This is a genomic window from Streptomyces sp. NBC_00691 (assembly GCF_036226665.1).
Lineage (GTDB): Bacteria > Actinomycetota > Actinomycetes > Streptomycetales > Streptomycetaceae > Streptomyces.
Genome location: NZ_CP109007.1, coordinates 361,365 through 387,418, shown reverse-complemented (window position 1 = coordinate 387,418; position 26,054 = coordinate 361,365). Strand labels below are relative to the sequence as shown.

22 protein-coding genes are annotated in these 26,054 nt (G+C 71.9%); 14 read left to right on the top strand and 8 right to left on the bottom strand.

The features are described from left to right. Positions 1 to 6 precede the first annotated feature (6 nt). The 4 genes from OG392_RS01855 to OG392_RS01840 all read left to right on the top strand — a co-directional run bounded on the left by OG392_RS01855 (position 7) and on the right by OG392_RS01840 (position 8,275). A complete protein-coding gene (locus OG392_RS01855) occupies positions 7 to 4,026 on the top strand; it encodes a HAMP domain-containing protein (RefSeq protein WP_329274765.1) in 4,020 nt (1,339 codons plus the stop codon). Between the two features lie 123 nt (positions 4,027 to 4,149). Further along, on the top strand, positions 4,150 to 6,618 hold the full coding sequence (locus tag OG392_RS01850) for a SpoIIE family protein phosphatase (RefSeq protein WP_329274763.1): 2,469 nt from the start codon (positions 4,150 to 4,152) through the stop codon (positions 6,616 to 6,618). 53 nt (positions 6,619 to 6,671) lie between these two features. After that, a complete protein-coding gene (locus OG392_RS01845) occupies positions 6,672 to 7,040 on the top strand; it encodes an STAS domain-containing protein (RefSeq protein ID WP_329274759.1) in 369 nt (122 codons plus the stop codon). Between the two features lie 59 nt (positions 7,041 to 7,099). Next, positions 7,100 to 8,275, top strand: a complete 1,176-nt coding sequence (locus tag OG392_RS01840; protein WP_443055050.1) for a PP2C family protein-serine/threonine phosphatase — start codon at positions 7,100 to 7,102, stop codon at positions 8,273 to 8,275. Between the two features lie 120 nt (positions 8,276 to 8,395). On the opposite strand, the gene OG392_RS01835 is transcribed toward OG392_RS01840, so the two are convergent. Then, the gene (locus OG392_RS01835; RefSeq protein WP_329274754.1) at positions 8,396 to 8,908 is read right to left on the bottom strand and encodes a MarR family winged helix-turn-helix transcriptional regulator; all 513 of its coding nucleotides are present in this window, start codon (positions 8,906 to 8,908) and stop codon (positions 8,396 to 8,398) included. A gap of 107 nt (positions 8,909 to 9,015) precedes the next feature. Between OG392_RS01835 and OG392_RS01830 the strand changes: the two genes are divergently transcribed. From OG392_RS01830 to OG392_RS01805, 6 genes are all read left to right on the top strand, one after another. After that, complete coding sequence (locus OG392_RS01830) at positions 9,016 to 10,218, top strand: PP2C family protein-serine/threonine phosphatase (RefSeq protein ID WP_329274751.1); 1,203 nt, start codon at positions 9,016 to 9,018, stop codon at positions 10,216 to 10,218. A gap of 113 nt (positions 10,219 to 10,331) precedes the next feature. After that, positions 10,332 to 10,967, top strand: a complete 636-nt coding sequence (locus OG392_RS01825) for an ATP-binding protein (protein WP_329274748.1) — start codon at positions 10,332 to 10,334, stop codon at positions 10,965 to 10,967. A gap of 271 nt (positions 10,968 to 11,238) precedes the next feature. Continuing rightward, positions 11,239 to 12,921: a PP2C family protein-serine/threonine phosphatase gene (locus tag OG392_RS01820; RefSeq protein WP_329274747.1), complete on the top strand. Its 1,683-nt coding sequence runs from the start codon at positions 11,239 to 11,241 to the stop codon at positions 12,919 to 12,921. Continuing rightward, positions 12,918 to 14,042, top strand: coding sequence for a cobalamin B12-binding domain-containing protein (locus OG392_RS01815; protein ID WP_329274744.1), 1,125 nt, complete (start codon positions 12,918 to 12,920; stop codon positions 14,040 to 14,042). The genes OG392_RS01820 and OG392_RS01815 overlap by 4 nt, the downstream gene beginning before the upstream one ends. Continuing rightward, positions 14,039 to 14,446, top strand: a complete 408-nt coding sequence (locus OG392_RS01810; RefSeq protein ID WP_329274742.1) for an STAS domain-containing protein — start codon at positions 14,039 to 14,041, stop codon at positions 14,444 to 14,446. The genes OG392_RS01815 and OG392_RS01810 overlap by 4 nt, the downstream gene beginning before the upstream one ends. 273 nt (positions 14,447 to 14,719) lie before the next feature. Beyond that, a complete protein-coding gene (locus tag OG392_RS01805) occupies positions 14,720 to 15,145 on the top strand; it encodes an SsgA family sporulation/cell division regulator (protein ID WP_329274739.1) in 426 nt (141 codons plus the stop codon). A 94-nt stretch (positions 15,146 to 15,239) separates the two neighbouring features. Here the strand turns inward: OG392_RS01805 and OG392_RS01800 are convergent, their stop codons facing one another. Further along, entirely contained in the window at positions 15,240 to 15,662 is a 423-nt protein-coding gene (locus OG392_RS01800; RefSeq protein ID WP_329274737.1) for an ATP-binding protein, read from the bottom strand. 203 nt (positions 15,663 to 15,865) lie between these two features. On the opposite strand from OG392_RS01800, the gene OG392_RS01795 reads away from it, so the two are divergent. Beyond that, positions 15,866 to 16,705 (top strand): RNA polymerase sigma factor SigF, encoded by an 840-nt coding sequence (locus tag OG392_RS01795; RefSeq protein ID WP_443055049.1) that lies wholly within the window; start codon positions 15,866 to 15,868, stop codon positions 16,703 to 16,705. Positions 16,706 to 16,870: 165 nt separating this feature from the next. Beyond that, on the top strand, positions 16,871 to 17,143 hold the full coding sequence (locus tag OG392_RS01790) for a GlsB/YeaQ/YmgE family stress response membrane protein (protein WP_329274733.1): 273 nt from the start codon (positions 16,871 to 16,873) through the stop codon (positions 17,141 to 17,143). A 117-nt stretch (positions 17,144 to 17,260) separates the two neighbouring features. Here OG392_RS01790 and OG392_RS01785 read toward each other — a convergent pair whose 3' ends face one another. Beyond that, entirely contained in the window at positions 17,261 to 18,484 is a 1,224-nt protein-coding gene (locus tag OG392_RS01785; RefSeq protein ID WP_329274731.1) for a saccharopine dehydrogenase family protein, read from the bottom strand. A 147-nt stretch (positions 18,485 to 18,631) separates the two neighbouring features. Between OG392_RS01785 and OG392_RS01780 the strand changes: the two genes are divergently transcribed. Continuing rightward, complete coding sequence (locus OG392_RS01780) at positions 18,632 to 19,411, top strand: TetR/AcrR family transcriptional regulator (protein WP_329274729.1); 780 nt, start codon at positions 18,632 to 18,634, stop codon at positions 19,409 to 19,411. A 146-nt stretch (positions 19,412 to 19,557) separates the two neighbouring features. Here OG392_RS01780 and OG392_RS01775 read toward each other — a convergent pair whose 3' ends face one another. The 3 genes from OG392_RS01775 to OG392_RS01765 form a co-directional block, all read right to left on the bottom strand. Next, positions 19,558 to 20,349, bottom strand: a complete 792-nt coding sequence (locus tag OG392_RS01775; RefSeq protein WP_329274727.1) for a polysaccharide deacetylase family protein — start codon at positions 20,347 to 20,349, stop codon at positions 19,558 to 19,560. 114 nt (positions 20,350 to 20,463) lie between these two features. Further along, positions 20,464 to 21,207: a pyridoxamine 5'-phosphate oxidase family protein gene (locus OG392_RS01770; RefSeq protein ID WP_443055048.1), complete on the bottom strand. Its 744-nt coding sequence runs from the start codon at positions 21,205 to 21,207 to the stop codon at positions 20,464 to 20,466. Between the two features lie 86 nt (positions 21,208 to 21,293). Then, a complete protein-coding gene (locus OG392_RS01765; protein WP_443054649.1) occupies positions 21,294 to 22,388 on the bottom strand; it encodes a globin domain-containing protein in 1,095 nt (364 codons plus the stop codon). 825 nt (positions 22,389 to 23,213) lie between these two features. Here OG392_RS01765 and OG392_RS01760 point away from each other — a divergent pair. Then, a complete protein-coding gene (locus tag OG392_RS01760; protein ID WP_329274722.1) occupies positions 23,214 to 24,119 on the top strand; it encodes an endonuclease/exonuclease/phosphatase family protein in 906 nt (301 codons plus the stop codon). 71 nt (positions 24,120 to 24,190) lie between these two features. Here OG392_RS01760 and OG392_RS01755 read toward each other — a convergent pair whose 3' ends face one another. Next, entirely contained in the window at positions 24,191 to 24,622 is a 432-nt protein-coding gene (locus tag OG392_RS01755; RefSeq protein ID WP_443054648.1) for an SRPBCC family protein, read from the bottom strand. A gap of 153 nt (positions 24,623 to 24,775) precedes the next feature. Further along, positions 24,776 to 26,035, bottom strand: coding sequence for an NAD(P)/FAD-dependent oxidoreductase (locus OG392_RS01750; protein ID WP_329274717.1), 1,260 nt, complete (start codon positions 26,033 to 26,035; stop codon positions 24,776 to 24,778). Between the last annotated feature and the right edge of the window lie 19 nt (positions 26,036 to 26,054).

Sequence of the window (26,054 nt, the reverse complement as noted above, 5' to 3'; positions counted from 1 at the left end):
TGGGGCATGTCTGAGACGACGACCGAAGGCTCGTCGGCCCGGGTGAGGCCCGGGCCGGCCGCGGTGGGCGAGCCCGAGCTCCGACAGCTCCTGGCCGGACTGACGGCGGTGCGGGACGGTGACTTCGGCACCCGTCTGCCCGACGAGGCGGACGGCCTGATGGGCGAGATCTCCATGGTGTTCAACGGGATGGTCGACCAGCTGTCCCTGTTCACCTCCGAGGTGACGCGGGTCGCCCGTGAGGTCGGCACGGAGGGGACACTCGGCGGGCAGGCCGCCGTGCCCGGCGTCTCCGGGACCTGGGCCGACCTCACCGACTCGGTGAACGCCATGGCCGGCAACCTCACCACCCAGGTCCGGGACATCGCCCAGGTGGCCACCGCGGTCGCCAAGGGAGACCTCTCCCAGAAGATCGACGTGGACGCGCGGGGCGAGATCCTGGAGCTGAAGAACACCATCAACACGATGGTCGACCAGCTCTCCTCCTTCGCCGACGAGGTCACGCGGATGGCCCGTGAGGTGGGAACGGAGGGCATTCTCGGCGGACAGGCCGATGTGAGGGGCGCCTCCGGCACCTGGCGCGATCTCACCGACTCCGTCAACTCCATGGCGGGGAACCTCACCGCTCAGGTGAGGGCGATCGCACACGTCGCCACCGCGGTCGCCAACGGCGATCTGTCGGAGAAGGTCGACGTCGACGCCCGCGGCGAGATCCTGGAGCTGAAGACGACCATCAACACGATGGTCGACCAGCTCTCGGCTTTCGCCGACGAGGTGACCCGGGTCGCCCGCGAAGTGGGCACCGAGGGCAATCTCGGCGGTCAGGCCACCGTCCGGGGCGCCTCGGGCACGTGGAAGGACCTGACGGACAACGTCAACGTGATGGCGTCCAACCTCACCGGGCAGGTGCGTTCGATCGCCCAGGTCGCCACCTCCGTGGCCCGCGGTGACCTCTCCCGCCGGATCACCGTGGAGGCCAAGGGCGAGGTCGCCGCGCTCGCCGACACCATCAACACCATGGTGGACACGCTCTCGGCCTTCGCCGACGAGGTGACCCGTGTGGCCCGTGAGGTGGGCACCGAGGGCCGGCTCGGTGGCCAGGCCCGGGTGCCGAACGTGGCCGGCACCTGGAAGGACCTCACCGACAACGTCAACTCCATGGCGAACAACCTGACCGGACAGGTCCGGAACATCGCCCAGGTCACCACGGCCGTCGCCAACGGCGACCTCTCCAAGAAGATCGACGTCGACGCCCGCGGCGAGATCCTCGAACTGAAGACGACCATCAACACGATGGTCGACCAGCTGTCCTCCTTCGCCGCCGAGGTCACCCGCGTCGCGCGGGAGGTCGGCAGCGAGGGCCGGCTCGGAGGACAGGCCGAGGTCGAGGGCGTCTCCGGGACCTGGAAGCGGCTGACCGAGAACGTCAACGAGCTGGCCGGCAACCTCACCCGCCAGGTCCGCGCCATCGCGGAGGTCGCGAGTGCCGTCGCCGAGGGCGATCTGACCCGCTCGATCACCGTCGAGGCCTCGGGCGAGGTGGCCGAGCTCAAGGACAACATCAACGCGATGGTCGGCTCGCTGCGCGAGACGACGCGCGCCAACCAGGAACAGGACTGGCTCAAGTCCAGCCTGGCCCGGATCTCCGCGCTGATGCAGGGCCACCGGGACCTGGCGGTCGTCGCCGAACTCGTCATGGACGAGCTGACCCCGCTCGTCGCCGCCCAGTACGGCGCGTTCTACCTGGCCGAAGAAGGATCGGACAGCGTCGAACTCGGCCTCGTCGGCGCCTACGGCCGACCCGCCGGAGACCGGGGCAGGGACCGTTTCCGGCTGGGTGAGTCGCTGGTGGGACAGGCCGCCCGCAGCCGCCGCACCATCGCCGCCGAGAACGTCCCCGCCGACTACGTCACGATCTCCTCGGGACTCGGGAGCACGGCCCGGGGCAGCCTCGTGGTGCTGCCGGTCGTCGTCGAGGACCAGGTGCTCGGCGTCATCGAACTCATGGCGTTCAGCCCCTTCACCTCCGTGCACCGGGACTTCCTGGAGCAGCTCATGGAGACGGTGGGAGTCAATCTCAGCACCATCGTCGCCAACGCCCGTACCGACGAGCTCCTCGACGAGTCCCAGCGGCTGGCAGGCGAACTGCGCTCACGCACCGAGGAACTCCAGGTGCAGCAGGAGGAGCTCCAGCGCTCCAACGCCGAGCTGGAGGAGAAGGCGGCCCTGCTCGCCACACAGAACCGCGACATCGAAGCCAAGAACCTCCAGATCGAGCAGGCTCGCCAGGAGCTCGAGGACCGTGCCCAGCAACTCGCGCTGGCCTCGACGTACAAGTCCGAGTTCCTGGCGAACATGAGCCACGAACTGCGCACCCCGCTCAACAGCCTGCTGATCCTGGCCCAGCTGCTGGCCCAGAACCCGACCCGCAACCTCACGGCCAAGCAGGTCGAGTACGCCGGCATCATCCACTCCGCCGGGTCCGACCTGCTGCAGCTGATCAACGACATCCTCGACCTGTCCAAGGTCGAGGCGGGGAAGATGGACCTCAACCCGGAGCGGGTGCCCCTGCGCAGGCTCCTCGACTACGTCGAGGCCACCTTCCGCCCCCTCACCTCGCAGAAGAGCCTCGCCTTCTCCGTCGCCACGGCCGCCGGCGTGCCCGTCGACCTGATCACCGACGACTCCCGGCTCCGGCAGGTGCTGCGGAACCTGCTCTCGAACGCCGTCAAGTTCACCGAGCACGGCAGCGTCGAGCTCCGCATCGAACCGGCCTCCGACGCCGAGCTCCCCGTGTCGGTCCAGCGGGGCGGCGCCGTCGTCGCCTTCCGCGTGGCGGACACCGGCATCGGCATCGCCCCCGAGAACCTGGAGGCCATCTTCGGCGCCTTCCAGCAGGCCGACGGGACGACCAACCGGAAGTACGGAGGCACCGGCCTCGGCCTCTCCATCAGCCGCGAGATCGCCCATCTGCTCGGTGGCGCTCTCACGGTGACCAGCGTGGCCGGGGAGGGCAGCACCTTCACCCTCTACCTGCCCGTCACCCGCGCCGACTTCACGGAGCGGCCCGACCCCGCCGCCCGGACGCTGGAGGCCACCGAGATCCCGGCACCGGCCCAGGGTGCCGCTCCCGCCCTGCCCGCCGGGCCCGGCACGGCGAGGACCCGGCCGACGCGCCGCCTCCTCGTGATCGAGGAGCGCCCGCGCGGGCTCCTCGCCGTCGTCGCCGAGAACGCGGTCACGCAGCTCTCCGCCGACGGGGCGCACGCCGAGCGGACGGACATCGAACTGATCGCGGTCGTCGGCCCTCAGGAGGCGGCCACCGCGCTCGCCACCCAGCCGTTCCACTGCGTCGTGCTCGATGTCGACATGGCGGACGGCGACGCCCTGCGCTTCCTGGACGCCGTGGACGGCGACGAGGCGTTGCGTACGGTTCCGGTCCTCGCCCACAACAACCGCCGGCTCCCCGCACACGAGGAGGTGGCGCTGCAGGAGCTGGCCCGCCGCCGTCCGCTGGAGCTGCTCTCCAGCCTCGACGAACTGCGCGAGCGGATCGCGCTGCACCTGTCCGCGGAGCAGCCCGGCGATGTCGTGCCCCTGGTCCGCGGGGACCACTGGGCACCGGCGCCCCAGGCGATCGACACCACGCTGCACGGCCGCACCGTCCTCGTGGTCGACGACGACGCCCGGAACCTCTACGCCCTGAGCGGGATCCTGGAGCTGTACGGCGTCACGGTGCTGCACGCCGAGAACGGCCGGAAGGGGATCGAGACGCTCCTGGCGAACCCGGCCGTGTCCCTCGTCCTGATGGACGTGATGATGCCGGAGATGGACGGCTACACGGCGACGGCCCGGATCAGGAAGTTGTCGCAGTACGCGGAACTGCCCGTGATCGCGGTCACCGCCAAGGCCATGCCGGGCGACCGTGAGAAGAGCCTCGCGTCGGGCGCCAGCGACTACGTGACCAAGCCCGTCGACGCCGACGAACTCATCGCCTGCGTCGGCCGGTGGCTGAACGATGCGTAGTCCCGCGGGCCCGATCGGGCCGTCCCGCACCCGACGGCGATTCCCCGGCCGTTCTGGCGCATCCTGTCACCGTCCCTTTCCTTTCCGCGGTCGCGAGGCCGTCCTGACCGAGGAGTCGCCCACGTGAGTGGCCCCCCCTTCCGGGACGGAGACCCGTCCGCCGTCCCTCCTGGGGACGGTGCCACGGCGCCCGAGGCACCCGCCGGCCCACCGGTCTCCCCTCCCTCCGGCGGTGAACTCCCACCGACGCCGGACGACCTCACCGACGGCCGGCTGTCCGCCACGGTGGAGCGGCTGCGCGGCGAGGTGCGCGCCGCGCACGCGGCCACCGAAGGGCGCGCCCTGATCGAACTCGCGAAGGGCGTCCTCGTCGAGCGCCTCGGCTGCGGCCCCGCCCAGGCGGCGCGGCAGCTCGCCGAGCTCGCCGACCGGGCCGGCCTCTCCCGGCTGGAGCTGGCCGCGGACATCATCAACCAGGCGGCCCGGGACCAGGTCTCCGAGGCCGCGGGCGAGTTCATGAGGGCGACCGTCGGTGAACCGGGCACCGCGGGGCCCGCCGCCTCGGTCGCCGTGCGCCTGCGTACGGCGGAGAGCGCGGCGCTCAGCGCCGGCGACACCCAGGCCGTCGCCGATTCGCTGCTCGCGCACGCCCTCGAACCCCTGGGCGCCGTCGCCGTGGCGATCTGGACCACCAGCCCGGACACCTCGCTGAGCCTGCGCGGCCACGCGGGGTTCGGACCCGACGAGGCGGCCCGCTGGCACTACGTACCCCCGGGGGTGACCACCGCCGCCCGACAGGCGCTCACCGGCCGCCGCACCGTCTGGTACCCCAACCTGGCCGCCTCGGGCATCCCCTCCATCGGACGTACGCGGCACCCCGACGGCGGGCGGGTCGTCGTCCCCGCCGGGACCGGCGGTCGCATACACGGCGTCCTGGAGATCTGCTGGGCCCGCCCGCTGGGCCCCCAGCCGCAGGCCGTGGAACGACAGATCGAGGCACTCGCGCAACTCTGTGCCCATACGCTGGAAGGGCTCCCCGACCAGGCGGCCCCCACGCGAACCCTCGGCCCCGCCGGGGACGGATCGCTGGAGTTGGCCGAGCTGTCCGACGGGCTCTACGACTCCGCCCTCGTCCTCACCCCGCACCTGGACGAGGAGGGCCGGCTCGCCGACTTCCGCGTCAGACACGCCAACGCGCACTTCCAGGACCCCGCCGGCCGGCCGCGCAGCGCCGTCGACGGGGCGCTGCTCCTGGAGGCGTACCCCGCGACGGCCGACGAGAGCGAACTCTTCGAACGGATCGAGCGGGTCTACGCCACGGGCGAGCCGTTCCGCGCGCGGCGCACCCGGCTCACCGCCCTGGTGGACCAGGTGCCGCTGACCTCGCTCGCCGACATCAGCATCAGCCGGTACGGAGGGAGCGTCCTCCTGGTCTGGCGCGTCGAGGACGAATCGGCGCGCCTGGCAAGCCTGCTGCAGCACGCCCAGCGCCTGGGCCGGGTCGGCGCCTTCGAGGAGGACGCCCTCACCGGAGACATCACCTGGCACGGCCAGCTCTTCGAGCTCTTCGGCCGGCGGCCGACGGAGGCGCCGGTCGCCCTGCGCGATCTCCTCGGCCATGCCCATCCCGACGACTCCGGCACCATCCGGCACTTCCTCCAGACGGTGCTGCACCAGCGGCAGGTGGGATCCGCGGCCTTCCGCATGCTGCGCCGCGACGGGGTCACGCGCCACATCCGGGTGACCGCCGAACCCGCCCTGGGCGTCGACGGCGGCCTCGAGACCGTCCGGGGCGCCTACCAGGACATCTCGGCGCAGCACTGGACCGAGGTCGCCCTCACGGCCACCCACGACCGGCTGGTCGCCACGGAGGAGGCCGCCGAGGAGCGCAACCGGCTCACCCTCCAGCTCCAGCACGCCATCATGCCGCCGGTCAAACCGCCGCTCGACGCGCCGGCCCTCGATGTGGCCGTGCGCTACCGCCCGGCCGAGACCGAGTCCCTGGTCGGCGGCGACTGGTACGACGCCGTCGTGCTGCCCTCCAAGAAGGTGCTCCTGTGCGTCGGTGATGTCGCGGGCCACGGAGTGGAGGCCGCCACCGGGATGGTGGTGCTCCGCAACGCGCTCCGCGGCCTCGCCGTCACGGGCGCGGGGCCGGGACAGCTCCTGTCCTGGCTCAACAGCGTCGCCCACCACCTCACCGCCCATGTCACGGCCACCGCCGTCTGCGGGATCTTCGACCCCGACACCCGTACCCTGCGATGGGCCCGGGCGGGGCACCTGCCGCCGGTGCTCGTCCGGGGGGAGAGGGCGCTCGACCTGCCGCTCCTGCGAGGAATGCTGCTGGGCGCGCTCGCCGAGGCCGAGTACGAGGAGACCGAGCTCCGGCTCGAACCCGAGGACATCGTGCTGATGTACACCGACGGACTCGTCGAACGGCGGGACACCCCCGTCGAGGACTCCGTCGCCCAGCTGCTCGCCGTCGCCCAGCTCCCGTCCGGGAGCCTGGAGCAGCGGCTGGACCAGCTGCTGGCGCGCAGCAAGTCGGACACGGACGACGACACGTGCGTGGTCGGCGTCCAGGTGTACTGATCCCCGACCGTCCGCCCCACGATCTACCGCCCCCACCCGGAAAGCAGGGAAACATGTCCGAGCGAGAACCGAACCTCCAGGTCGTCGTCGAGACCCGCGACGCCCGCACGGCTGTGCTGTCCGTAGCGGGTGAACTGGACCTGGACACGGCCGACAGACTCGACGACCACCTCGCGGAACAGTTCGGCCAAGGGCGGCACCATCTCGTCCTCGATCTGACCGCGCTCGAGTTCATGGACTCGTCGGGTCTGAACGTGCTCATCAGGTCGGTGCACAGGGCACGGGAGGCCGGCGGGGACCTGTACCTCGCCGCGCCGAACCCGGCGGTGCGACGCATCCTGGACATCACCGGGGTGACGACGACGATCCCGCCGCACGACCGAGTGGCGGAGGCCCTGGCCGCGGCCGGCGGCGAGAGATAGCGGAAGGGAGCGCGGTGCCCGGCACGGGACCGGGCCCGAGAGGAAGGATGAGGGAGAACGTGCACGAGATCGCCGACGTCGAGCAGGCGCTCCGCCGGGCAGCTCCGCACCGGCTGGTGAGCGTCGTCGAGGACGCCCTGCGGGAGTGCTGCGGCGCCCTGCGGGTGGAACTCCGCCTCGCCGACTACGGCTTGCGGACGCTCCAGCTCGTCGAGCGCACCCCCGGGGCCGATCCGTCGATCCCGATCCACGACAGTCCCGAGGGCCGAGCCTTCGGTGCCCAGGAGCCCTATGCGGTCCACGGACCGGCGTCGGTCCTGCTCCACCTGCCCGTGACCGTCCGTGGAGACCGGCTGGGTGTCCTCACCGCCGAACTGCCCCCGGGAATCGACCTGGGCCCCCTGTTCCCGGGACTCGCCCAGATCTGCGAGGCACTCGGCCACGAGATCCTGGTGGCCGAGCGCGACACGGACCTGTACGTCCTGGCACGCAGGGCGGTGCGGCTCACGCTCGCGGCGGAGATGCAGTGGCAGCTCCTGCCCGGCCGTTCGTGCGCCCGCCCCGAGTTCGCCCTCGCCGCCCACCTCGAACCCGCGTACGCCATCTTCGGCGACAACTACGACTGGTCGGTCTCCGAGGGCCGTCTCACCCTCACCGTCACCAACGGCATGGGGGAGGGCATCGAGGCCGCCCTGCTGACGAACCTGGCGATCAACGCGCTCCGCAACGCCCGCCGGGCCGGTCTCGCCCTCGCGGACCAGGCCGCGCTGGCCGACCAGGCCGTGTACGCGCAGTACCGGGGCGGCGCCTTCGTGTCGGTGCTGCTCCTGTCCTTCGACATGGCCACGGGAGAGGTGGAGGCCGTGGACGCCGGTTCGCCTCGCCTGTGGCGGCTGCGGGGCCATTCCGTCGAGTCCATCGGCTTCGAGGCGCAGTTGCCCCTCGGCATGTTCGAGGACTCCGTGTACGTCCCCGAGCGGTTCACCGTGCGGCCGGGGGACCGCCTTCTGTTCGGCAGCGACGGGGTGTACGCCGCCGTCTCACCGGCCGGCGAGAGCTACGGGGACCGGGCGCTGGCCCGTGCGCTCAGGGGGACGCGTCTGCTGCCGCCCACGCACGTCCCGCAGGCGATGCTCCGGGAGCTCAGCGCTCATCACGGCGGCGGCGCACTGGAGGACGACGCCCTCGTCGTCTGCCTCGACTGGAACGGCGCCGTGTCAACAGTTGCCGTGTGACAACTGTATCCTTGGGGTACTCCTCCCGGGCGCGTGCCCGGTGGGACACGTCATGGAGAACCAGGGGTGGCGATGGGGACATGGGGTGTGCGCCCGGCCGGAGCCGGCGCCGCACGGGGGTCAGGCCGAGCTGACGTCCTTCAACGGCGTGCGCGGGCGTGACGAAGCGGCCGACCCGCTCTCGCCCAGGGCCTCGTGGAACCCCGTGAGCCCCCGCAGCAGGGCCTTGCGGCTCGTCGGTGACATGTCGGCGATGACCGCGAGCAGGGCTTGCTCCCGCTGGGCCCGGAGCTCCCGCAGGTACGCCTTGCCGTGCCCGGTCAGATGCAGCTCCAGCTGCCTCCGGCTCACGGGGCTGGGCAGGCGCTGGACGAAGCCCAGCGCCTCCAGCCGGTCGCACATGCGGCTGACCGACGGCGGGGCGGAACCGAGCAGGTCACCCAGGATGCGCAGGCTGATGCCCTCCTCGCGGTCCAGGCTGTAGAGCACGCGCAGCTGACTCGCCGAGACCGGTGTCGACGACACCATGTCCCGGCCGCGCTCCCACAGCACCTCCAGCAGCTCGATGAGCTCCCGCGCGGCCTCGGCCGTCTGCTGCGGTTCCCGCGGCGACGGAGCGGGGTTGGTGTTCATGCCTGCCGACACTCCTCGGGCGTCCGGGGCCGAGGACCTCGGCCGTGCGGCGGACCGGTCATCTCCACATCTCTCCAGAAGGCGGTACGGATCCGGTGGATCGATACGTGACAGTGGAAGGCGCACTGCGCGGGGCGGCACCACATCTCCTCCTGGACTCCCTCCGTACCAGTCTCACGCGGCTGTACGCCGCGTCCTCCGCCGACCTGCTGCTCATCGACTACGGATTCACGTCCCTGCGCCCCGTGGTGCCCGTGCAGGCGCCTGCCGGAGCGCCGCACGTGCCCGTGGACGCGGGCCCCGCGGGTCGAGTCTTCCGCACGCAGCAACCATATCTTTCGCGTGATGTCGGGCCCACGGCGACCGTTTACCTTCCCGTCACGGTCCGCGGCGACCGATTCGGCGTGCTCGTGGTCATCCTGCCGTCGGACCGGGGCACGCCGGAGACCGTCGAGAGTCTCGGCCGCGTCGCCGAGACGCTCGGACACGCCCTGTGCGTCGCCGACCGCCACACCGACCTGTACCGCAGCACCCGCAGGACGCACGCCCTCAGCGTCGCGGGGGAGATGCAGTGGGACACCCTGCCGGGCCGGGCCTGTGCCGGGCCGGCGTTCGACCTCCACGCGCACTGGGAGCCCGCCTACACCTCGGGCGGACACCTCCTGGACTGGAGCGTGACCGCGGACGAACTCCTGCTGACCGTCGCCGACGGCATCGGGCCCGGTACTCCCGCCGCCCTGGTGAGCACCTTCGCCCTGACGGCGATCCGCAACGCCCGGCGGGCCGGACTCGACCTGGTGGGGCAGGCCAGCCTCACCGACCAGGCGCTCTACGGGCAGTACCGGGGGAAGAGCCCGCTGGCCGCCCTGCTGCTCCGTCTCGACCTCGCCACCGGCGGGATCGAGGTGGTCGACGCCGGGTCGCCGTCGCTCTGGCTGATCCGCGACGCCGTTCCCGAGCGCGTCGAACTGGACAGGCAACTGCCCCTCGGCATGTTCGAGGACACCGTCTACGCGCCCCAGCACCTGCGCCTCCTCCCCGGCGACCGGCTGATCTTCGTCGCCTGCGGTACGGGCCATCCCGCGTCCACCGGGGAGTACGAGGCGCCGGAGGGTCCCGTCGCGCGGGCGCTCGCCCGGACCAGCCACCTGAGCTGCGCGGACGCTCCCGGAGCCGTCGTACGGGCACTGTGCGAGACACCCCGGGGCGCATCGGACGCCGTCCTCGTGCTCTGCCTCGACTGGAACGGCCGCGGGGCGGCCCCACCGGACCCGAGACCGGGCGGGGAACCCGCCGCGCCCCCTCCCTGACGCGCCACCGGTCTGTGTGATCCGCGTGGTGGGCGGTGTGGGAACCATGAAGAGGGGAAAGGCGGAGGGGGAGGTGCCCGGCGCACCCACCGGACGAGGGGAGTACCAGCGCCATGACATACGCGATGACGGCGGAGCCCGCGGCACGGGAGCCCTTGCTGGCCGCGAGTGTCGTCTACGACGACGCCCACGACGGCGGAGCGATCGCCTCCGCCCGCGCCTTCACGGCCGACTTCCTCGCGGCCGCCCCGTCCGCGGGGCGTGAACCGGTGGCCGACGAGCGCGTCGAGCTGGCGCGGCTGGTGGTCAGCGAGCTCGTGACCAACGCGGTCCGGCACGCGGCCGGCCCCTGCCGACTGCTGCTGGAGCTGCGGCAGGACACCCTGGAGATCTCGGTCTTCGACCGCGAGGCCGCCGCCCCCGTACCTCGCGGACACGATCCCCGCCGCATCGGACAGCACGGTGTCGAGATCGTCGTCTCCGTCTGCGAGACGGTGAGCGTGGAGCCGGAACCGGAGGGGAAGCGGGTCAGGGCGTGCCTCTCCCTCCTGCCGGAGTACGCCGCCGCGGCCGGGAACGCTGCTCCCGGCCGTCACCGGGGTCCTTTCCGCACACCGCCGCGGACGGGGGCGCGGACCGGGGCGATGCCCCACCACGCCATCGCCACCCCGACACCGAACACCAGGAACACCATGACCGACACGACGGAACCCCTCCGGGTCGAGGACCACATCCGAGGTTCCGAATGACCCCGAACACGCAGCCGAAACGCGTTCCGCCGCCACGAATCCGATGGCGGGGCGCGACGGACCGGGAGAACCGCCGGGTCGTCGGTCGCGCAGGAGGATGCGCCATCCGTGAAGGTCTTGTGCCGGGTTGGTGCGGGTATGGCGAGGGAGGGTCGGATGCGTACCGAAAGAGGAGGGTTCACTTGATGTGTGAGGCGCCCTGAGGAAGGGTGGGCAGGCAAACTGTCGTCGAGCGGGGAAGGTGGCGGGCCACGACGCGCGGGCCACGCATATGACTGTTTTCGAAGATGGGTTCGGTCGCTCTCAGGTCACTCCCGAAGCCGGAGGCATCTCCTGGCTCCGTTCGCCCCACCCGGCGGTGGTGGCCGACCGCGAGGGCGGCGTCGTCGAGTTCAACACCGCCGCCGCCGACCTCTTCCCGGAGATGGGCGTCGGCTCATGGCTGGACGAGGTCGTCCCCGGATGGCTGGCCGACGCACACCAGCGGCTGTCCCGCCGGGTGCCGGCGCCGTCCGTTCCGGCACCCGCGCGAGCGGGACGTCTCGCCCTGCGGGGGAGTCACGAGGGCCGCCTCCTGCGCGCCCACCCCACCGAGTCCGGGCAAGGCGACGTCGCCTGGTGGCTGGTCGACGACTCCGATCTGAACGCCGCGGAGGACGCCCTGCGTACCGAACGGGAGCGCACCGCGCTCCTGGCCGAGGCGTCCACACAGCTCCTCGCCTCGCTGAACCCCGACCGCTGCCTGGAGAAGACGGCCCTGCTCGCCGCGGCCCACCTCGGCGACGCGGCGCTCGTGGTCTCCCCGCCCGTGAGGAATCGGTACGGCGTGGTCACCGCGGTGGGCGACCGCTGGGACCGGAGCCAGGTGACGATGGACCCGACGTCGGTTCCCGGCCTGGCCGAGGCCCTCCAGGGATTCCCCCCGGTGCCCGCCCGCTGGATCGACCCGGCGGAGCTGCCGGACTGGGCCGTCCCCGAGGACTTCGAAGGGACCCCCGGCGCCGTCGCCATCACACCCCTGCCCGGCCACGGCGTGCCCGCGGGCGTCCTGATCCTGCTGCGGCGCGGAGGGCGGAGGGCCTTCGACTCCTCCGAGGAACTCTTCGCCCGGCTCTTCGCCGCCCGGGCCGGCGCCGCCCTGTCGGCCGCACGCCTCTACGCGGAGCAGGCGCGCATCACCCGCGCGCTGATCGCCGAACTCCTCCCGCCGCGACTCCGCCATGTCCAGGGGGTCGACTTCGCCGGCGGCTACCGGACCTCCCAGGACACGGAGCGGATCGGCGGCGACTTCTACGACGTGCACGCCGGGAACACCGCCGACGAGGAGACGCTCGCCGTCCTCGGCGACGTGTGCGGCAAGGGCCTTGACGCCGCCGTGCTCACGGGCAGGATCCGCAGCACCGTCCAGGCGCTCCTGCCCCTCGCCGGCGACCACCAGGACGTCCTGAAGCTGCTCAACGGCGCCCTCCTGACCTCTCGTCACACCCGCTTCGCCACGCTGGTCCTGGCCTCGGTACGCCGCTCGGGCGGCCAGGTGCGGCTGAGGCTGACCAGCGCCGGCCATCCTCGGCCCCTCATCCTGCGCACCACGGGAGAGGTGGAGGAGGCGGACACGAGCGGAACCCTCGTGGGCGCACTTCCCGAGGTCACCTCCCGGTCCGCGACCGTGCACCTGTCGCCCGGCGAGACGTGCCTGCTCTACACGGACGGGATCACCGAGGCCCGGGGCGGACCGCTGGGTTCGTCCATGTTCGGCGAGGACCGGCTCCAGGCCACTCTGGCCGAGTGCGTCGGACTCCCCGCGGAGGCCGTCGTCGAACGCCTCCAGATGATCACCGGCGACTGGGTGGGCCGTGGTCCGCACGACGACATGGCGGTCGTCGTCATCACCGCACCGCACACCAACCATCTCTCCGCGGTGAACGGCCACACCCGGGGCAGGTACACCGCATGACGATCACGCACACCACGACCTCGTCCACCGGCCTCGTCGGAACGCGCGAGCGGCTGTGGGCGGCCCTCACGGCGAGGGACGAGACGGCGGCCGCCCAGGCGGTCTTCGACGCCCACGACGCGGGGGCCACGAAGGAGGACCTCCTGCTCGACGTGATCGGACCCGTACAGGCCAGGGTCGGCGGCGAATGGGCCGCCGGCCGCATCGGCGTCGCGCAGGAGCACGCGGTGACCGCGATCCAGGACCGCGTCATCGCCGCCCTCGCCCACCGGGCCCCGAGCCACCGCACCGCCGCCGGGCCGGACGCCCGGCGGGCGACCGCGACGGCACCGCAGCGCGTCACCGTCGCCTGCGTCGACGGAGAGTGGCACGCGCTGCCCGCCCGCCTATTCGCCGAAGTCCTGCGCAGCCGGGGCTTCGTCGTCGACTACCTGGGGGCTCACGTCCCCACCCCTCACCTGATCGCGCATCTGCACCAGACCGGCGCGGACGCCGTCGCTCTCTCGGCCTCCCTGCCGCTCCGGCTCCCGACGGCCCACGCCGCTGTCACCGCCGTCCAGGCCATCGGCCTTCCCGTCCTCGTCGGCGGAGCCGCCTTCGGACCCGACGGCCGGTACGCCGCCCTGATCGGCGCGGACGGATGGGCACCCGACGCCCGCGTCGCCGCCTCCCTCCTGACCGACGGCCTGCGGCGCCCGGAGGCGCCTCCGCGGGACCCGTCCCGCGAACTGCCGCACCTGTCCGACCAGGAGTACACACTGGTCACCCGCAGCCGGACGCAACTCACCCGCCACGTCCTCGAGAAGCTGGAGGACGCGGTCCCGGCGATGGCCGCGTACACCGAACAGCAGCGGGAACGGACCGCCGAGGACATCGCGCACATCGTCGACTTCCTCGCCGCGTCCCTCTACGCCGACGACCCCGAGCTGTTCACCGGCTTCGTCACCTGGACCGCCGGCATCCTGCGGGCCCGTGGTGTCCCGGGCGACGCCCTGGCCGCCGCGCTCGGACTCCTCGCCGACGCACAGTACGACTTCCCCCGCGCGCGGACCCATCTCGTCGCGGGACGTCGCGCCCTCGCCCGTGTACCCGTCCCAACGGCCCCCGGACCCCACTCATGAGCGCATCTCACAGCACCTTCGAACTCAAGGCGGCCCCCGCTGCGGACGGCGTCCTGTACGCGGAGCTCTCCGGCGACCTCGCCTGGGACAGCGCCGACGAGCTGCTCGAAGCGGCCCGTGCCCAGATCGACGCGGTGCCCGACCTCTCGGACGTCCACCTGGACTGCGCCCGGATGACCCTGTGCGACTCGATGGGCCTCTCCACCCTGCTCGCCCTCCACCGGCATGCTGCGGCGAGGGGAGTACGGCTCCACCTCGACCGCAGACCGGTCCTGCTCGACAGGCTGCTCCGACTCACCGGCACCTACGAGCACCTGACGGGCCGGTCCGAGACCGCGACCGCGGGGAGCGACGGGGACACCTCGACCGGCGCGGCGGACGGCCCCCGGCTCCCCGGCCCCTGACGGACCCCGCCCGGCTTCCGACAGGCCTGCCCGGCGTCTTTTCCGGGCCTCGCCCCGGCTTCTGACAGGCCCGCCCGGCTTCCGCTCCGGGCCTCGCGCGTCAGCCCTCCGGCGGTTCTGTCCCCGAGGCCCCCGACGGCCCCGCTCCCACGGCCTTCACGGAACCGCGACGCCCACGGCGCATCCGTCTCGCGGGCGAGAGGTGTAACAGCGAGAGGACGGGTCAGGCGGACACCGCACCGCTCGCCACGTCCCTTCAGCCGGAGGCCCACCATGCCGCAGCGCCCCGTCGCACCCCTCGCCCCGCCGCGCGTCCTCACGCAGCCCGTGGCCATGGAGCTGCTGACCCCGGACGCGTCCGTCCCGATCGAGACCACCGTCGGTTACACCTCCCGCGACCCCCACGCGCTGAGCATCGTCTTCCACCTCCTGGGCGAAGCGCCCGTCGTGTGGCGCGTCGACCGCGAGATGGTCCTCAGCGGATCGCGGGCCCCCACCGGTGCGGGGGAGGTCCGCCTGAGGCCCGCGTCCGACGGCAGCCTCCTCCTGCGGCTCGGTCCGGCCGGTCACTGCGCCACGGTCAGGTGCGACAAGGAGCGGCTCGCCCGCCTCGTACGCGACACCTTCGCCCTGGTGCCGCAGGGCACCGAGGAGAGGCACATCGACTGGCAGCCGCTGCTCGCCTCCCTCCGGCGCTGACGTGCCGTACGAGAGCCGACGACCGTCCGGGGACGAATGAGGCAGGTGTCCTCGAACGGGGCGGCTGTCCGCTCGACCCTCGCGCGGACCCTCCTCAGTCCGGCCGGCCCGTCGAGGGCGGGCCGAAGCAGGCGGTGACGTCCTTGCCCCGCGGGCAGGAGCGGATCCGTACATCGTCGGCGAGGGCGCCGATCAGGAGCAGACCGCGCCCGCCCAGAGCGTCGTCGTCCGGGTGGCGCGGCTCGGGAACACGGGGCGACGCGTCGTGCGCGGTCACGTGCAGGCACGCCTCGTCCCACGTGAGGATGAGCTGCGCGTCACTGTGGGCGTGGACATGGGCGTTGGTGACCAGTTCGGAGACGGCCAGCACCACGGAGTCCACCAGGTCCGGCGCGGTGCGGTCCCAGCCGAGCGACGCCAGATGCTCGCGCGTCCAGTCGCGCGCCGTCTTCACGCTGCTGCCGAGGGGAAGCGATCGAGCCCACCCGACGGCTCTGAGTGAGGGATCCCGTGTCATGTCTCTCCTTCGAAGGGCCGAACGGCACTTTCCTTCTGCCCCGTGACCGGTGGCCGAAGCGAGCGGACCGGAGGATCCGCTCCCCGGGGAACCCGCCACGAACTCGTCCGTGTGGACTTCGGATTGCCGGGTAGGCGAACTGACACGGGGTCACGACTCCATGCTCGTGACACACCTGGAAGGGGAACGGCGTGACGCTCACCATGATGTCGGCCAAGAGGATCGAGGCCGGAACGGGAACGCTGCCGGTCGTACCGGACGCGTTGGCGGTCGCGCCCAGGGACGCGCGGGCCCTGTCGAAGGTCTTCTTCCAGGAGCTCACGGTGCTGGAGGAGGGAACGCACGAGTACCAGTACGCGCGGAACACCCTCATCGAGATGAACATGAGCCTGGTCCGCTACGCGGCCGGGCGGTTCCGCCATCGCGGTGACGAGATGGAGGACATCGTCCAGGTCGGGATGATCGGGCTGATCAAGGCGATCGACCGCTTCGAACTGTCGCGGGAGGTCGAGTTCACCACGTTCGCCGTGCCCTACATCGTCGGGGAGATCAAGAGGTTCTTCCGTGACACCTCCTGGGCGGTGCACGTCCCCCGCCGTCTGCAGGAGGCCCGGGTGGAACTGGCCAAGGCGACCGAGGAGCTGAGCACGCGCCTGGGCCGGGCGCCGACGGTCAAGGAACTCGCCGAGCTGATGAGCCTCACCGAGGAGGAGGTCACCGAGGCACGGCTGGCCTCCAACGGGTACAACTCCTCCTCGCTCGACGCCGCGTTGAGCGGCGAGAGCGAGGACGGCGAGGCCTCCCTGGCCGACTTCATAGGCAGCGAGGACCCCGCCATGGAGCTGGTGGAGGACTTCCACGCCCTGGCCCCGCTCATCGCAGAGCTCGACGAGCGCGACCGGCAGATCATCCACCTGAGGTTCGTCGAGGAACTCACCCAGGCCCAGATCGGGGAACACCTGGGCTGCTCCCAGATGCATGTGTCCCGCCTGCTCTCGCGGACCGTGAAGCGCCTGCGCCAGGGGCTGCTCGAAACCGGCTGACGCGGCCGGCCGCCCAAGCGAGACCTCCCGGCACTCCGGCGTGCCCCGAGGCCCGTCCGGGAGGGGCAGGTATCGGCACACCTGTTCGAGCGGACGGGTTTGACCGCGCCGGATCGGAACAGACGCTGTGTGCGAACTTCTCAGGCGACGAACTGGAGGCACATCATGGGCATCATCGCGTGGATCCTCATCGGCCTGCTGGCCGGCGCGATCGCGAAGGCCCTCATGCCGGGCAAGGACCCGGGCGGCATCATCATCACCATGCTCATCGGCGTGGCGGGTGGTCTGCTCGGGGGCTGGCTCGGCAAGGCGGTCCTCAGCGTCGACGCCATCGACGGATTCTTCGAACTCTCCACCTGGATCGCCGCCATCGTCGGCTCTGTGATCCTCCTCGTCCTCTACCGCCTCGTCACGGGCAACGGACGCCGCCACGCCTGACCCGAGTCGGGCCGCCCGCCGGAGAAGGCCCCCTGTCCCCTCGCGGGGCGGGGGGCCTTCCTCTGTGCGGCACCGCACGGAGGTGCAGCCCCCGCGAGCTCGGGCGGCGGCGAGCCGTCAGATCTCCTCGCGGACGCCCCACGGCGAGCCGTACGCGGTGAGGAGGTCGAGGAAGGGACGCGGCGGCAGGGCCTCAGGGCCCAGGACGCCGCTGCCTGACCAGGTGCCGTCCGCGAGGAGTTCCAGGGCGATGACCGGGTTGACGGCGGTCTGCCAGACCACCGCCTGGGAACCGTACTCACGCATCGACCACTCGTTGTCGACCACGTGGTAGAGGTACACCTCGCGCGGCGAGCCGTCCTTGGTGCCCTTGACCCAGGTGCCCGCGCAGGTCTTGCCGGTCATCCGATCGCCCAGGGTGGCCGGGTCGGGCAGGCAGGCGGCGACGACGTCGCGCGGGGACACCGCCACGGGCCCGTCACCCGAGGGGACGGTGACCTTCGTGGTGGAGTCCAGGCCCAGCTCGTGGAGGGTCTTGAGCTTGGCGATGAAGTCGTCGCCGAGGCCGTACTTGAACGTCACCCGGCGGGCGTCGACCCAGCGGGGGATGAGCAGGACCTCCTCGTGCTCGACGTTCACACACTCCACGGGACCGATGCCCTCGGGGAAGTCGAACACCTCCGGCTCGCTGAACGGGGCCGTGGTGAACCAGCCGCGGTCCTTCTCGTAGACCACCGGGGGATTGAGGCACTCCTCGATGGTCGTCCAGATGCTGAACGACGGAGCGAAGTCGTAGCCCTCGACCGTCAGGTTCGCGCCGTCGCGGACGCCGATCTCCTCGATCTCGTCGAACAGCTCGTCCGCCGCGTGCCGGGCGAACACATCGGAAAGACCCGGCTCCACCCCCATGCCGACCAGAGCCAGCCGTCCCGAACGCTCCCACGGACCCGCCTGCTCGAACTGCGTGTCGCCGAGCTTCACGCCGCACTCCTCGTACGGACGGGTGGGGTGCGGCGTGGAGAGGGACATCGCCATGTCGACATAGTGCGTGCCCGCCGCGAGGGCCGCGTCGAACAGGGGCATCACGAAGCGCGGGTCGGTCGCGTTGAGCAGGGCGTCACAGTTCTCATCCACGAGCACCTGGCGGACCGCGTCCTCGTCGGAGGCGTCCAGACGCCTCGCGCTGAACCGGTCCCCGTGGTCCTTGAGCGCCGCGACAGCCGCCTCGGCGCGTGCGAGGTCGTAGTCCGCGACGACCATGTGGGTCAGGAACTCGCGCCGGGCCGCGATCCGGGTGACGGCCGTGCCCACGCCGCCCGCGCCCACGAGGAGTACTCGCATGTCACACACCTTTCGTCGCCCGAGACGGTGGCTCCCGGGGTTGGACACATGCAACGGGATGCCCCAGGTTAAGGTCTACGGCGTTGGCATAAGGGTGGGCGCGCGGGCGATCCGTACGGGAGATCCGGGAGAGCTGGGAGAAGCGGCATGGTGAAGGAAGTGGTGCCGGAGGAGGCACGGCGCAGGCGCCGGCCGACCAGGCAGGGCACGGTGCTGTCCGAGAAGCTGATCGTCAGCACGGCGCTGCGGATGCTGCGGGAACACGGCAGCACCGGACTGACCGCGCGCAGGCTGGGCGCCGCCCTCGGCGCCGACCCGAGCACCCTCTACCGCTACTTCGCCGGAATGGACGACCTGACCAGGGCCATCGGCGAGGAGCTGATGGGACGGGCGCTGGACACCTGGTCGGCCACCGGAGACTGGCGTGCCGACCTGCGGGCCCTCGGCCTGGCCATCCACGCCTCCTACCTCGCCCACCCCCAGGCGGCCGTTCTGACGGCCAGCCGCGTCACGGGCCGCCCACGGGAGATCGCGGTGGACGAGACGATCCTCGGCATCCTGCGGGGCGCGGGCTTCGCCGACGCGGACGCGGTCGTCGTCTACCACGCGTTCATCGACCTCGGCCTGGCCTTCGCCGCCCTCGACGCGGGGTCGCTGGCGCTGACGGACGAGGCCCGGGCGGCGGACGAGGAGATGTGGAACTCCACCTACGCCGAGCTGCCCGCCGACACGCATCCGCACATCGCGGCCACCGCGCGGCTCCTGGCCGGGCGCATGACGCACAGCGCCTACCCCGTGGTCCTCGACACGCTGCTGAACAGCGCGGCGGAACAGCTCGCCCGGGCCCACGCCCGGCGGCATCCCCGCGCCGACGAGCACCGCGCGGCGCCGCCCGGTGGCCGAGGACGGGGAGCGGCCCGGCCCTGACCGGAGGGCGACCGCGGACCATATGCCAACCGGCCGCGCGAGCCGTCGAGACCCGTCTCTCCCGGACCTTCCGCAAGACCGACGTCGCCACGCGCGCGGGTCTCGCCGCCCGCATGGCCCGGTCCTGATCCCTGCCGACTTGGTCCTCAGGGGGCGGTGCGTACGGGGAAGCTGAAGGGGTGTCCCTGTTCCTTGAGCCACGGCAGGACCTGCTCGAGGGCCTCGACGGTCTGCACACGGTCGCCGCCGCCGTCGTGGAAGAGGATCGTCGGCCCGTTGGACAGCTCGTTCTTGACCGTGCCGACGATGGCGCTGGTGCCGGGCTTCTCGAAGTCCTTGGTGTCCACGTTCCACCCCAGCGGCCGCATGCCCGCCTCGGCGGCGATGCGCCGGCTGTCGGGGGTGAACGCACCGCCCGGCGCCCGGTAGTACTCCACCGGGGCGCCCCCGGCGGCGTCCTCGATCATCTTCTTCGCGTCCAGGATCTGCTGCCTCTGGTACGCGACGGACTTCTTGTCCATCGTGGTGTCGTGGGACATGGTGTGGTCGCAGAGGCGGTGCCCGTCCGCGACGATCTGCCTGACCAGGTCGGGGAACTCCTTCGCCCGGGGTCCCACCATGCAGAAGACCGCCTTGACGTCGTTCTCCTTGAGGACCCTCAGCACCTTGGGTGTCCACTGCGGGTCGGGTCCGTCGTCGATGGTGATGTTCACGGCCTTCCCGCCCGCCTCCGCGGCATGGGCGATCCCCTGGGGCATCCGCACCTTCGACACCGGCGGCGGACGCGATGCCGGATCCTTCGTCTGTCCCTGCGCGCCCGCAGCCTGTGCGGCGGCCTCGGTGTCCGTCAGCGCGGTGGCCGCCCATGCCGCCAGGCTGATCGCGACCGCCGAAGCCGCCACGGCTATGTGCGCGGTGTACTTGCTCTTCAGCCCCATGTCCTGCTGCTCCTCGCCGGTTCTCTACGCTCTCCCGGAAAGGGGGACGGAAGATTCGGCCGAAAGGTTTCACCCGACCCGGCCCCAAGTGCGGAGATGTGGGGCGAGCGGGGCTCAGACCGAGGCGCTTCTGCTGAACCAGCCGCTGAACGGCGCGGTCCCCGCCGTCGGTTCCGACCCGGCGCCGCCGCCTTCGCCGAGGGCGCACCCCTCGGCCCTCGCCAGTACCCTCTCCGCCTCCGCCCGCCAGGTCGCCGCGTCCGCGTCCGGCCGGGGCGGCGGCAGGTAGGGACCCCGCTCCGGCGCCGACGAGGCCGCTCCGAAGAAGTCACCGCCCTTGCGCTTGAAGTCGTCCGTTCCCCACGGGCGGCCCTGGCCGCGCGCGGGGACCTTCTGGAGGTGCGGGATGTGCTTGGCGCAGTGGATGTACGCCTCCTCGACGGTGATCACCACCCACACCAGCGCCCGGCGGCCGGGCACTTGGTCGGACGGGAGCCAGGAGTGGGCTCGGCGCATCTCGTCGTCGGGCACGCTCGTGGCCGTGCCGTTGACATGGAGGCCGATGCGGTCCTGGAGGAAGTCGACCATCAGGATGCCGACCTGGGGGTTCTCCTCGATGTTGCCGAGGCTGGCGTGGACGCCGTTGCCCCGGTACTCGGGGTAGGCGAGCGTCGCGTCGTCCAGGACGTGGAGGAAACCGGGCGGGCCGGCCCGGAAGGTGTTGTCGCACGAGCCGTGCCGGTCGGCGGTGGCCAGGAAGAACATCTCCTGCCGGTTCACGAACTCGCGCATCCGGGGGTTCAGCCGGTCCAGGACCTGGTCGGCGTAGAAGCGGTCCGCGCGTTCGGTGGTGCCCATGCGCTGCTGGACCAGGTGTTCGCCGTCACTGCCGGGGCGGGTGGTCCGCAGGGCCGTCGCCCGCCGTCCGGCGTGTTCGAAAGTGCTCACGTCGTTGCCCCGACCAGTTCTTCGATGGAGTCGTGCCGTATGCGATGGGTGGGTATGCCGATGCCCACGAGGGTGTCGACGCCGCGCCGGATCATTCCGGGCGGGCCGGACAGGTACGCGTCGTGGGTGTGCCACGGGCCGAACTCGCGTACGGCCTCGGGGATGCCGCCGGACAGCAGACCGACCGGACCGTCGTCGACGACCGGGCGCACCGAGAGCCAGGGGTGCGACTGCTGCAGCCGGAGCATCGTGTCGATGTCGTAGAGGCCCTGGTTGCGGCGCGCGCCGTAGAACACGTCGACGGAGCGGCGCCGACCGTGCTGGGCGACGTCCTCCACGAGGGCCTTGATGGGCGCGATGCCGGTGCCGCCGCCGAGACAGAGCAGGCCGCTGTCGCTGGTGTGGTCCACGGTCATGGAACCGGCGGGAGGTCCGAGCCGGACGACGTCCCCGACGCGGGCGCGGTGGACGAGGGCGTTGGAGACCCAGCCCGCCGGCACGGCCTTGACGTGGAAGGAGAGCAGTCCGTCGGAACGGGGCGCGGAGGCGAAGGAGTAGTGCCGCCAGATCCGCGGCCACCAGGGGGTCTCCAGAGCCGTGTACTGCCCGGCGAGGAAGGGATAGGGCCCGTCGGGCCGGACCGTGACGACCGCGACGTCCTTCGTACGCATGACATGGGCGACCACCTCCGCCTGCCACCAGGCCGGGGCACGGAGTTCGTCCTCGGTCGCCGCATCGATCATGATCTGGGAGATCGTGGTGTAGGCACCCACCCACGCGGCCTCGGTGCGCGGCCCCCAGGTCTGCGGGGCGTGGCGGGAGAGGGCGCCGATCAGGGCCTCGCCGACGGCCGGATAGTGCTGGGGGAGAGTGCCGTACTTCCGGTGCCCGCGGCCGAGGTGGGTCAGATACGTCGTCAGGGTGACAGGGTCGTCCGCATGGGTCGCGGCGGTGAGCAGGGCCTTGAACAGACGGTCGCGCTGGGTGTCCATCGCGACCGGGAAGAGGTCCCGCAGGCCGGGGTGGTGGAGGAAGAGCAAGGCGTAGAAGTACGAGGTGACCTGGTCGGCGATCGGCTCGATCTCGGCCATCGTGCGGCGCAGCAACTCCGTGGCGGACGGCGCCGAAGCGGTGGAAGGGGGCGTCGCCGGGGCCGGCTGTCGTGCGGTCGGACGCGAGGGTTCGGGGGCCGGCCGGCCGGTCTCCGGGTGCCCCTGTCGCTGGGGCCCCTGCGCTCCCTTCGGATCGCGCCCGAACCAGCCCCCGCCCGCACCGCCGGCAGGGGCAGCGGCACCGGAGCCGCAGCCGTCGGCCGACGGGTTGGTCGGAGCTTCCATCGGTCTGCCTCGCCTCGAACGTCTTTGGTCGGTCTTCACCCTTGGGGTCTGCATGTGCCCCGATTTCACTTCGCCCACGGCGTTCGACAATGACTCGGACAGGTGAGCGGGCCCGACCATACCTCGCCTGTCGGAATTCCGGGGATTCCCGTGGACGCACCGTCGAGAATGGAGTTTTGGCTGGTCAGGGGCTGGTTACTATTCAGTTGGAAGGGTCCGGAAGTGATTCCGGTGCGGCATCGGTGAGGAATTCGCCGACCGAAAACTCACGGGGTGACCAGAACTTCTCCACAACTGAGTCGACCACCCCGGCGAATGCCGACAGCGCCCGTCCGCCGCGCGGGGGCGGGGTGGCGTGGCGGGACGAGGCGACGGATCCGGAAACCGATCCACGCCGTGGCTCGTCCTGGAGAGCGAGGGCGAGCGGAGGGAAGTCGGGTGGAGCGAGCGGGCAGCGGTGTGACGGCGACGCCGAAGGCGGTGGCCCGCAGGTGGACGCGCCGCCCGGCCGGGCGGTGGGTTCCGGCCGCGGGCCGGCAGGGGGACTCGCGAGGCGCGTCGGCCCGGCCGCGCGGACGGGTGACCGCCGCCTGCGCCGTGCTGACGGCCGGGCTGCTGACGTTCCATCGGGTCGTGCCCAACTCCGTCGGTCGCCTGGGCAGTCTCGTCGAGTCGTTCCTGCCGTGGCTCGGCCTGGGGATCGTTCTGCTGTTCGGCGTGGCGCTGCTGCGTCGTTCGGCCGTCGCGCTGGTGGCGCTGCTGCTGCCCGTGGCGGCGTGGACGTACCTCTTCGGCGGGCTGCTCCTGCCCGGTGGGAGGCCCGTCGTCCAGGACCTGCTGGTGGTGCAGCACAACGTCAGCGACGAGAACCCCGACCCCGCCGGCACGGCCCTCGCCCTGGCCGGGGCCGAACCTGACCTCATCGCGCTGCAGGAGCTGGTACCCCCGGCGCTGGGGGTCTACGAGAGGACGCTCGCCCAGGACTTCCCTTACCACGCGGTCCGGGGCACCGTCGGGCTGTGGTCGAAGCATCCGCTGACCGGTGTCCGGGTGGTGGATGTCAAACCGCGGGGGGTGACGGGGCCCTGGAGCCGTGGGCTGCGGGCCGTGGTCCGCACGCCACGCGGGGAGGTCGCGGCGTACGTCGCACACCTGCCCTCGGTCCGCGTGCGGGCGAGTGGACTCGCGTCCTCCTGGCGTGACGAGAGCGCCGGCCTGCTGGGTGAGGCCGTCGCGGCGGAGAAGGTGAGAACAGTGATCTTGCTGGGCGACCTCAACGGCACCGTCGACGACCGCGGACTGGGGCCGCTGACCTCACGGATGAACAGGGCCGAGCGAGGCTTCGCCCTCAGTTTCCCCGCCGCGTTCCCGGTGGCCCGGATCGATCAGGTCATGGCCCGCTCGGCGTCCGTCGTCCGCATCCGCACCCTGCCCGCGACCGGCAGCGACCACCTGCCGGTCGCCGCCGGGATCACTCTGCACTGAGGTGAGGACGCCCGCGGGAGCCGGCGCGCCGCACGCCTGTGGCGACCGCGGGCGCCGGGGCGTCCCCTGCCTCATGCGCGCCGTCGTGTGGCGGCGGCCGGGAGGCGCTCGGCGACGGCGTCGCCCAGGCGCTCGAACTCGGCCCTGAGGAAAGGCGTGGCGAGCTTGGCCAGCCCCTTGAACCGCAGTGACGCCCGGTAGTTCAGCCGGGTGAGCGAGGCGGACTCGGCCTCGAAACCGAGATCGTCCGTCGCGGTCACCGTCTTGTTCTCCCCGACGAACATCAGACGCGCCGGCTCGCGCTCCACGAGCCGGTACTCGAGGTCGGTGGTGCGGCCGCGGAAGCGCGAGGTGTTGCGCCACCGGGCCCCGGGCCGTACCGGCCCCTCGTCCAGCCGTACGCAGCGCAAGGTCCCGGGATCCCACTCCTCGGCACGGCCGAAGTCCTCCAGGTATGCGACGAGCTCGTCCAGCGGCAGCCCGACGACGAAGCTCCGTTCCACCGTGATCACCGTACCGACCTCCGCCTTCTCATGACCGGCGAGCGCCCGTACCGGCCACCCGTCCTCAATGACTTCCCGGTCAGGCGCGGAAACGGATGCACCCGTCTCTCCCCGGGTCGATCCGTCGATCCGTCGATCCGTCGATCCGGAAGGTCAATGACCCGTGGGTCGTCCCAGGTCGGCCAGGACCTCACGCGCGGCCCGGGTGCCCGAGGCCAGAGCGCCCTGGAGGGAACCCGTGGCCCGGTGGTCACCGCACACGTACCGGCCCGGTGCGACGCGAGTGGTGCGCGACAGGGGATGGGGCGCGGGCATCGCGGGCAGGGCGTCATGAACCGTGACCCGGTGGACGAGTTCCCACGCCACCGTGTCCGTGTCGTACACCTCGCCCAGGGCGCGGACCACGGCGGCCACGGCCTGGGCGTCCGGCGTCCCGAGGACCGAGGTGGACACCAGCGCCCTGCCGTCGGGGGAGTACCGGGGATGCAGGGCGGTGAGGACACAGCTGTTCAGGAACCTGCGCCGTGAGTCGATCACGAGGACGGGTTCGGTCAGGGGCGGCGTGGTGGAGGCGTGGTACAGCGTGGTGACGGTCCGCCCCCGCGGGACGGAGAGACCCGGAAGGAGCTCGCCGGCGGCCCGTTGCCCGGTGGCGACGACGACCGTGGGGGAGGGGAGTTCGGTGCCGTCGGTGAGCGTCACCCCGTGCGGAGTGAGGGCCGCGACGGGAGCGCCGGTCCGCAGGACGCCCGGAGGCAGTCGGGAGGCGAGCTGAGCGGGGACCGCGCCGATGCCGTCGGCGGGGAGACACAGCGTGCCGCGCAGCATGCTCCGCCACACGAGGTGGAAGAAGCGGGCCGAGGTCTCCAGGTCGTCCTCGAGGAAGACTCCGGAGAGGAAGGGCCGGAAGAACGTCTCCACGAGGTCGGGGGACACTCCGGCGTCGGCCAGGGCGGTGAGCGTCGTGCGGTCGGGCCGCGTCCGCAGCCGGGAGGCCGGTGCGAGCACGTCGCGTGCCGTCAGCACACCGAGGGCCAGCAGGTCGCGGCCGGACGCCAGCCGTCCTGGCAGGAGGTCACGGCTCTCACGGAAACGCCGGCTGGGATCGGTGAAGCGCCGCATCCCGTCGTCCGTGTGCACGAGCACGCCGGGCGTGAACGGCCGCAGCCGCAGCGCCCGCAGGTCGAGGCGGCGCTTCACCTGCGGATACGCCGTGTTGAAGACCTGGAACCCTCGGTCGACGGTGAAACCCGCGACCCGGTCGGTACGCATCCGTCCGCCGACGGTGTCGTCGGCCTCCAGCAGCCGCACACGCAGCCCCGCGGCGAACAGGTCCGTGGCGCAGGCGAGCCCGGCGGCCCCGGCCCCGACGACCGTCACGTCGTGCAGTTCGTCGTCGTCCGTCGTTCCCATGCCGGTCCGTCACCCCTCT

Bases quoted from the DNA above. Each gene is read 5' to 3' on its own strand.
- OG392_RS01855 (WP_329274765.1), top strand. From the start codon at position 7: ATGTCTGAGACGACGACCGAAGGCTCGTCGGCCCGGGTGAGGCCCGGG.
- OG392_RS01845 (WP_329274759.1), top strand. From the start codon at position 6,672: ATGTCCGAGCGAGAACCGAACCTCCAGGTCGTCGTCGAGACCCGCGAC.
- OG392_RS01835 (WP_329274754.1), bottom strand. From the start codon at position 8,908: ATGAACACCAACCCCGCTCCGTCGCCGCGGGAACCGCAGCAGACGGCC.
- OG392_RS01825 (WP_329274748.1), top strand. From the start codon at position 10,332: ATGACATACGCGATGACGGCGGAGCCCGCGGCACGGGAGCCCTTGCTG.
- OG392_RS01820 (WP_329274747.1), top strand. From the start codon at position 11,239: ATGACTGTTTTCGAAGATGGGTTCGGTCGCTCTCAGGTCACTCCCGAA.
- OG392_RS01815 (WP_329274744.1), top strand. From the start codon at position 12,918: ATGACGATCACGCACACCACGACCTCGTCCACCGGCCTCGTCGGAACG.
- OG392_RS01810 (WP_329274742.1), top strand. From the start codon at position 14,039: ATGAGCGCATCTCACAGCACCTTCGAACTCAAGGCGGCCCCCGCTGCG.
- OG392_RS01805 (WP_329274739.1), top strand. From the start codon at position 14,720: ATGCCGCAGCGCCCCGTCGCACCCCTCGCCCCGCCGCGCGTCCTCACG.
- OG392_RS01800 (WP_329274737.1), bottom strand. From the start codon at position 15,662: ATGACACGGGATCCCTCACTCAGAGCCGTCGGGTGGGCTCGATCGCTT.
- OG392_RS01795 (WP_443055049.1), top strand. From the start codon at position 15,866: ATGATGTCGGCCAAGAGGATCGAGGCCGGAACGGGAACGCTGCCGGTC.
- OG392_RS01790 (WP_329274733.1), top strand. From the start codon at position 16,871: ATGGGCATCATCGCGTGGATCCTCATCGGCCTGCTGGCCGGCGCGATC.
- OG392_RS01785 (WP_329274731.1), bottom strand. From the start codon at position 18,484: ATGCGAGTACTCCTCGTGGGCGCGGGCGGCGTGGGCACGGCCGTCACC.
- OG392_RS01780 (WP_329274729.1), top strand. From the start codon at position 18,632: ATGGTGAAGGAAGTGGTGCCGGAGGAGGCACGGCGCAGGCGCCGGCCG.
- OG392_RS01775 (WP_329274727.1), bottom strand. From the start codon at position 20,349: ATGGGGCTGAAGAGCAAGTACACCGCGCACATAGCCGTGGCGGCTTCG.
- OG392_RS01770 (WP_443055048.1), bottom strand. From the start codon at position 21,207: ATGGGCACCACCGAACGCGCGGACCGCTTCTACGCCGACCAGGTCCTG.
- OG392_RS01765 (WP_443054649.1), bottom strand. From the start codon at position 22,388: ATGGCCGAGATCGAGCCGATCGCCGACCAGGTCACCTCGTACTTCTAC.
- OG392_RS01750 (WP_329274717.1), bottom strand. From the start codon at position 26,035: ATGGGAACGACGGACGACGACGAACTGCACGACGTGACGGTCGTCGGG.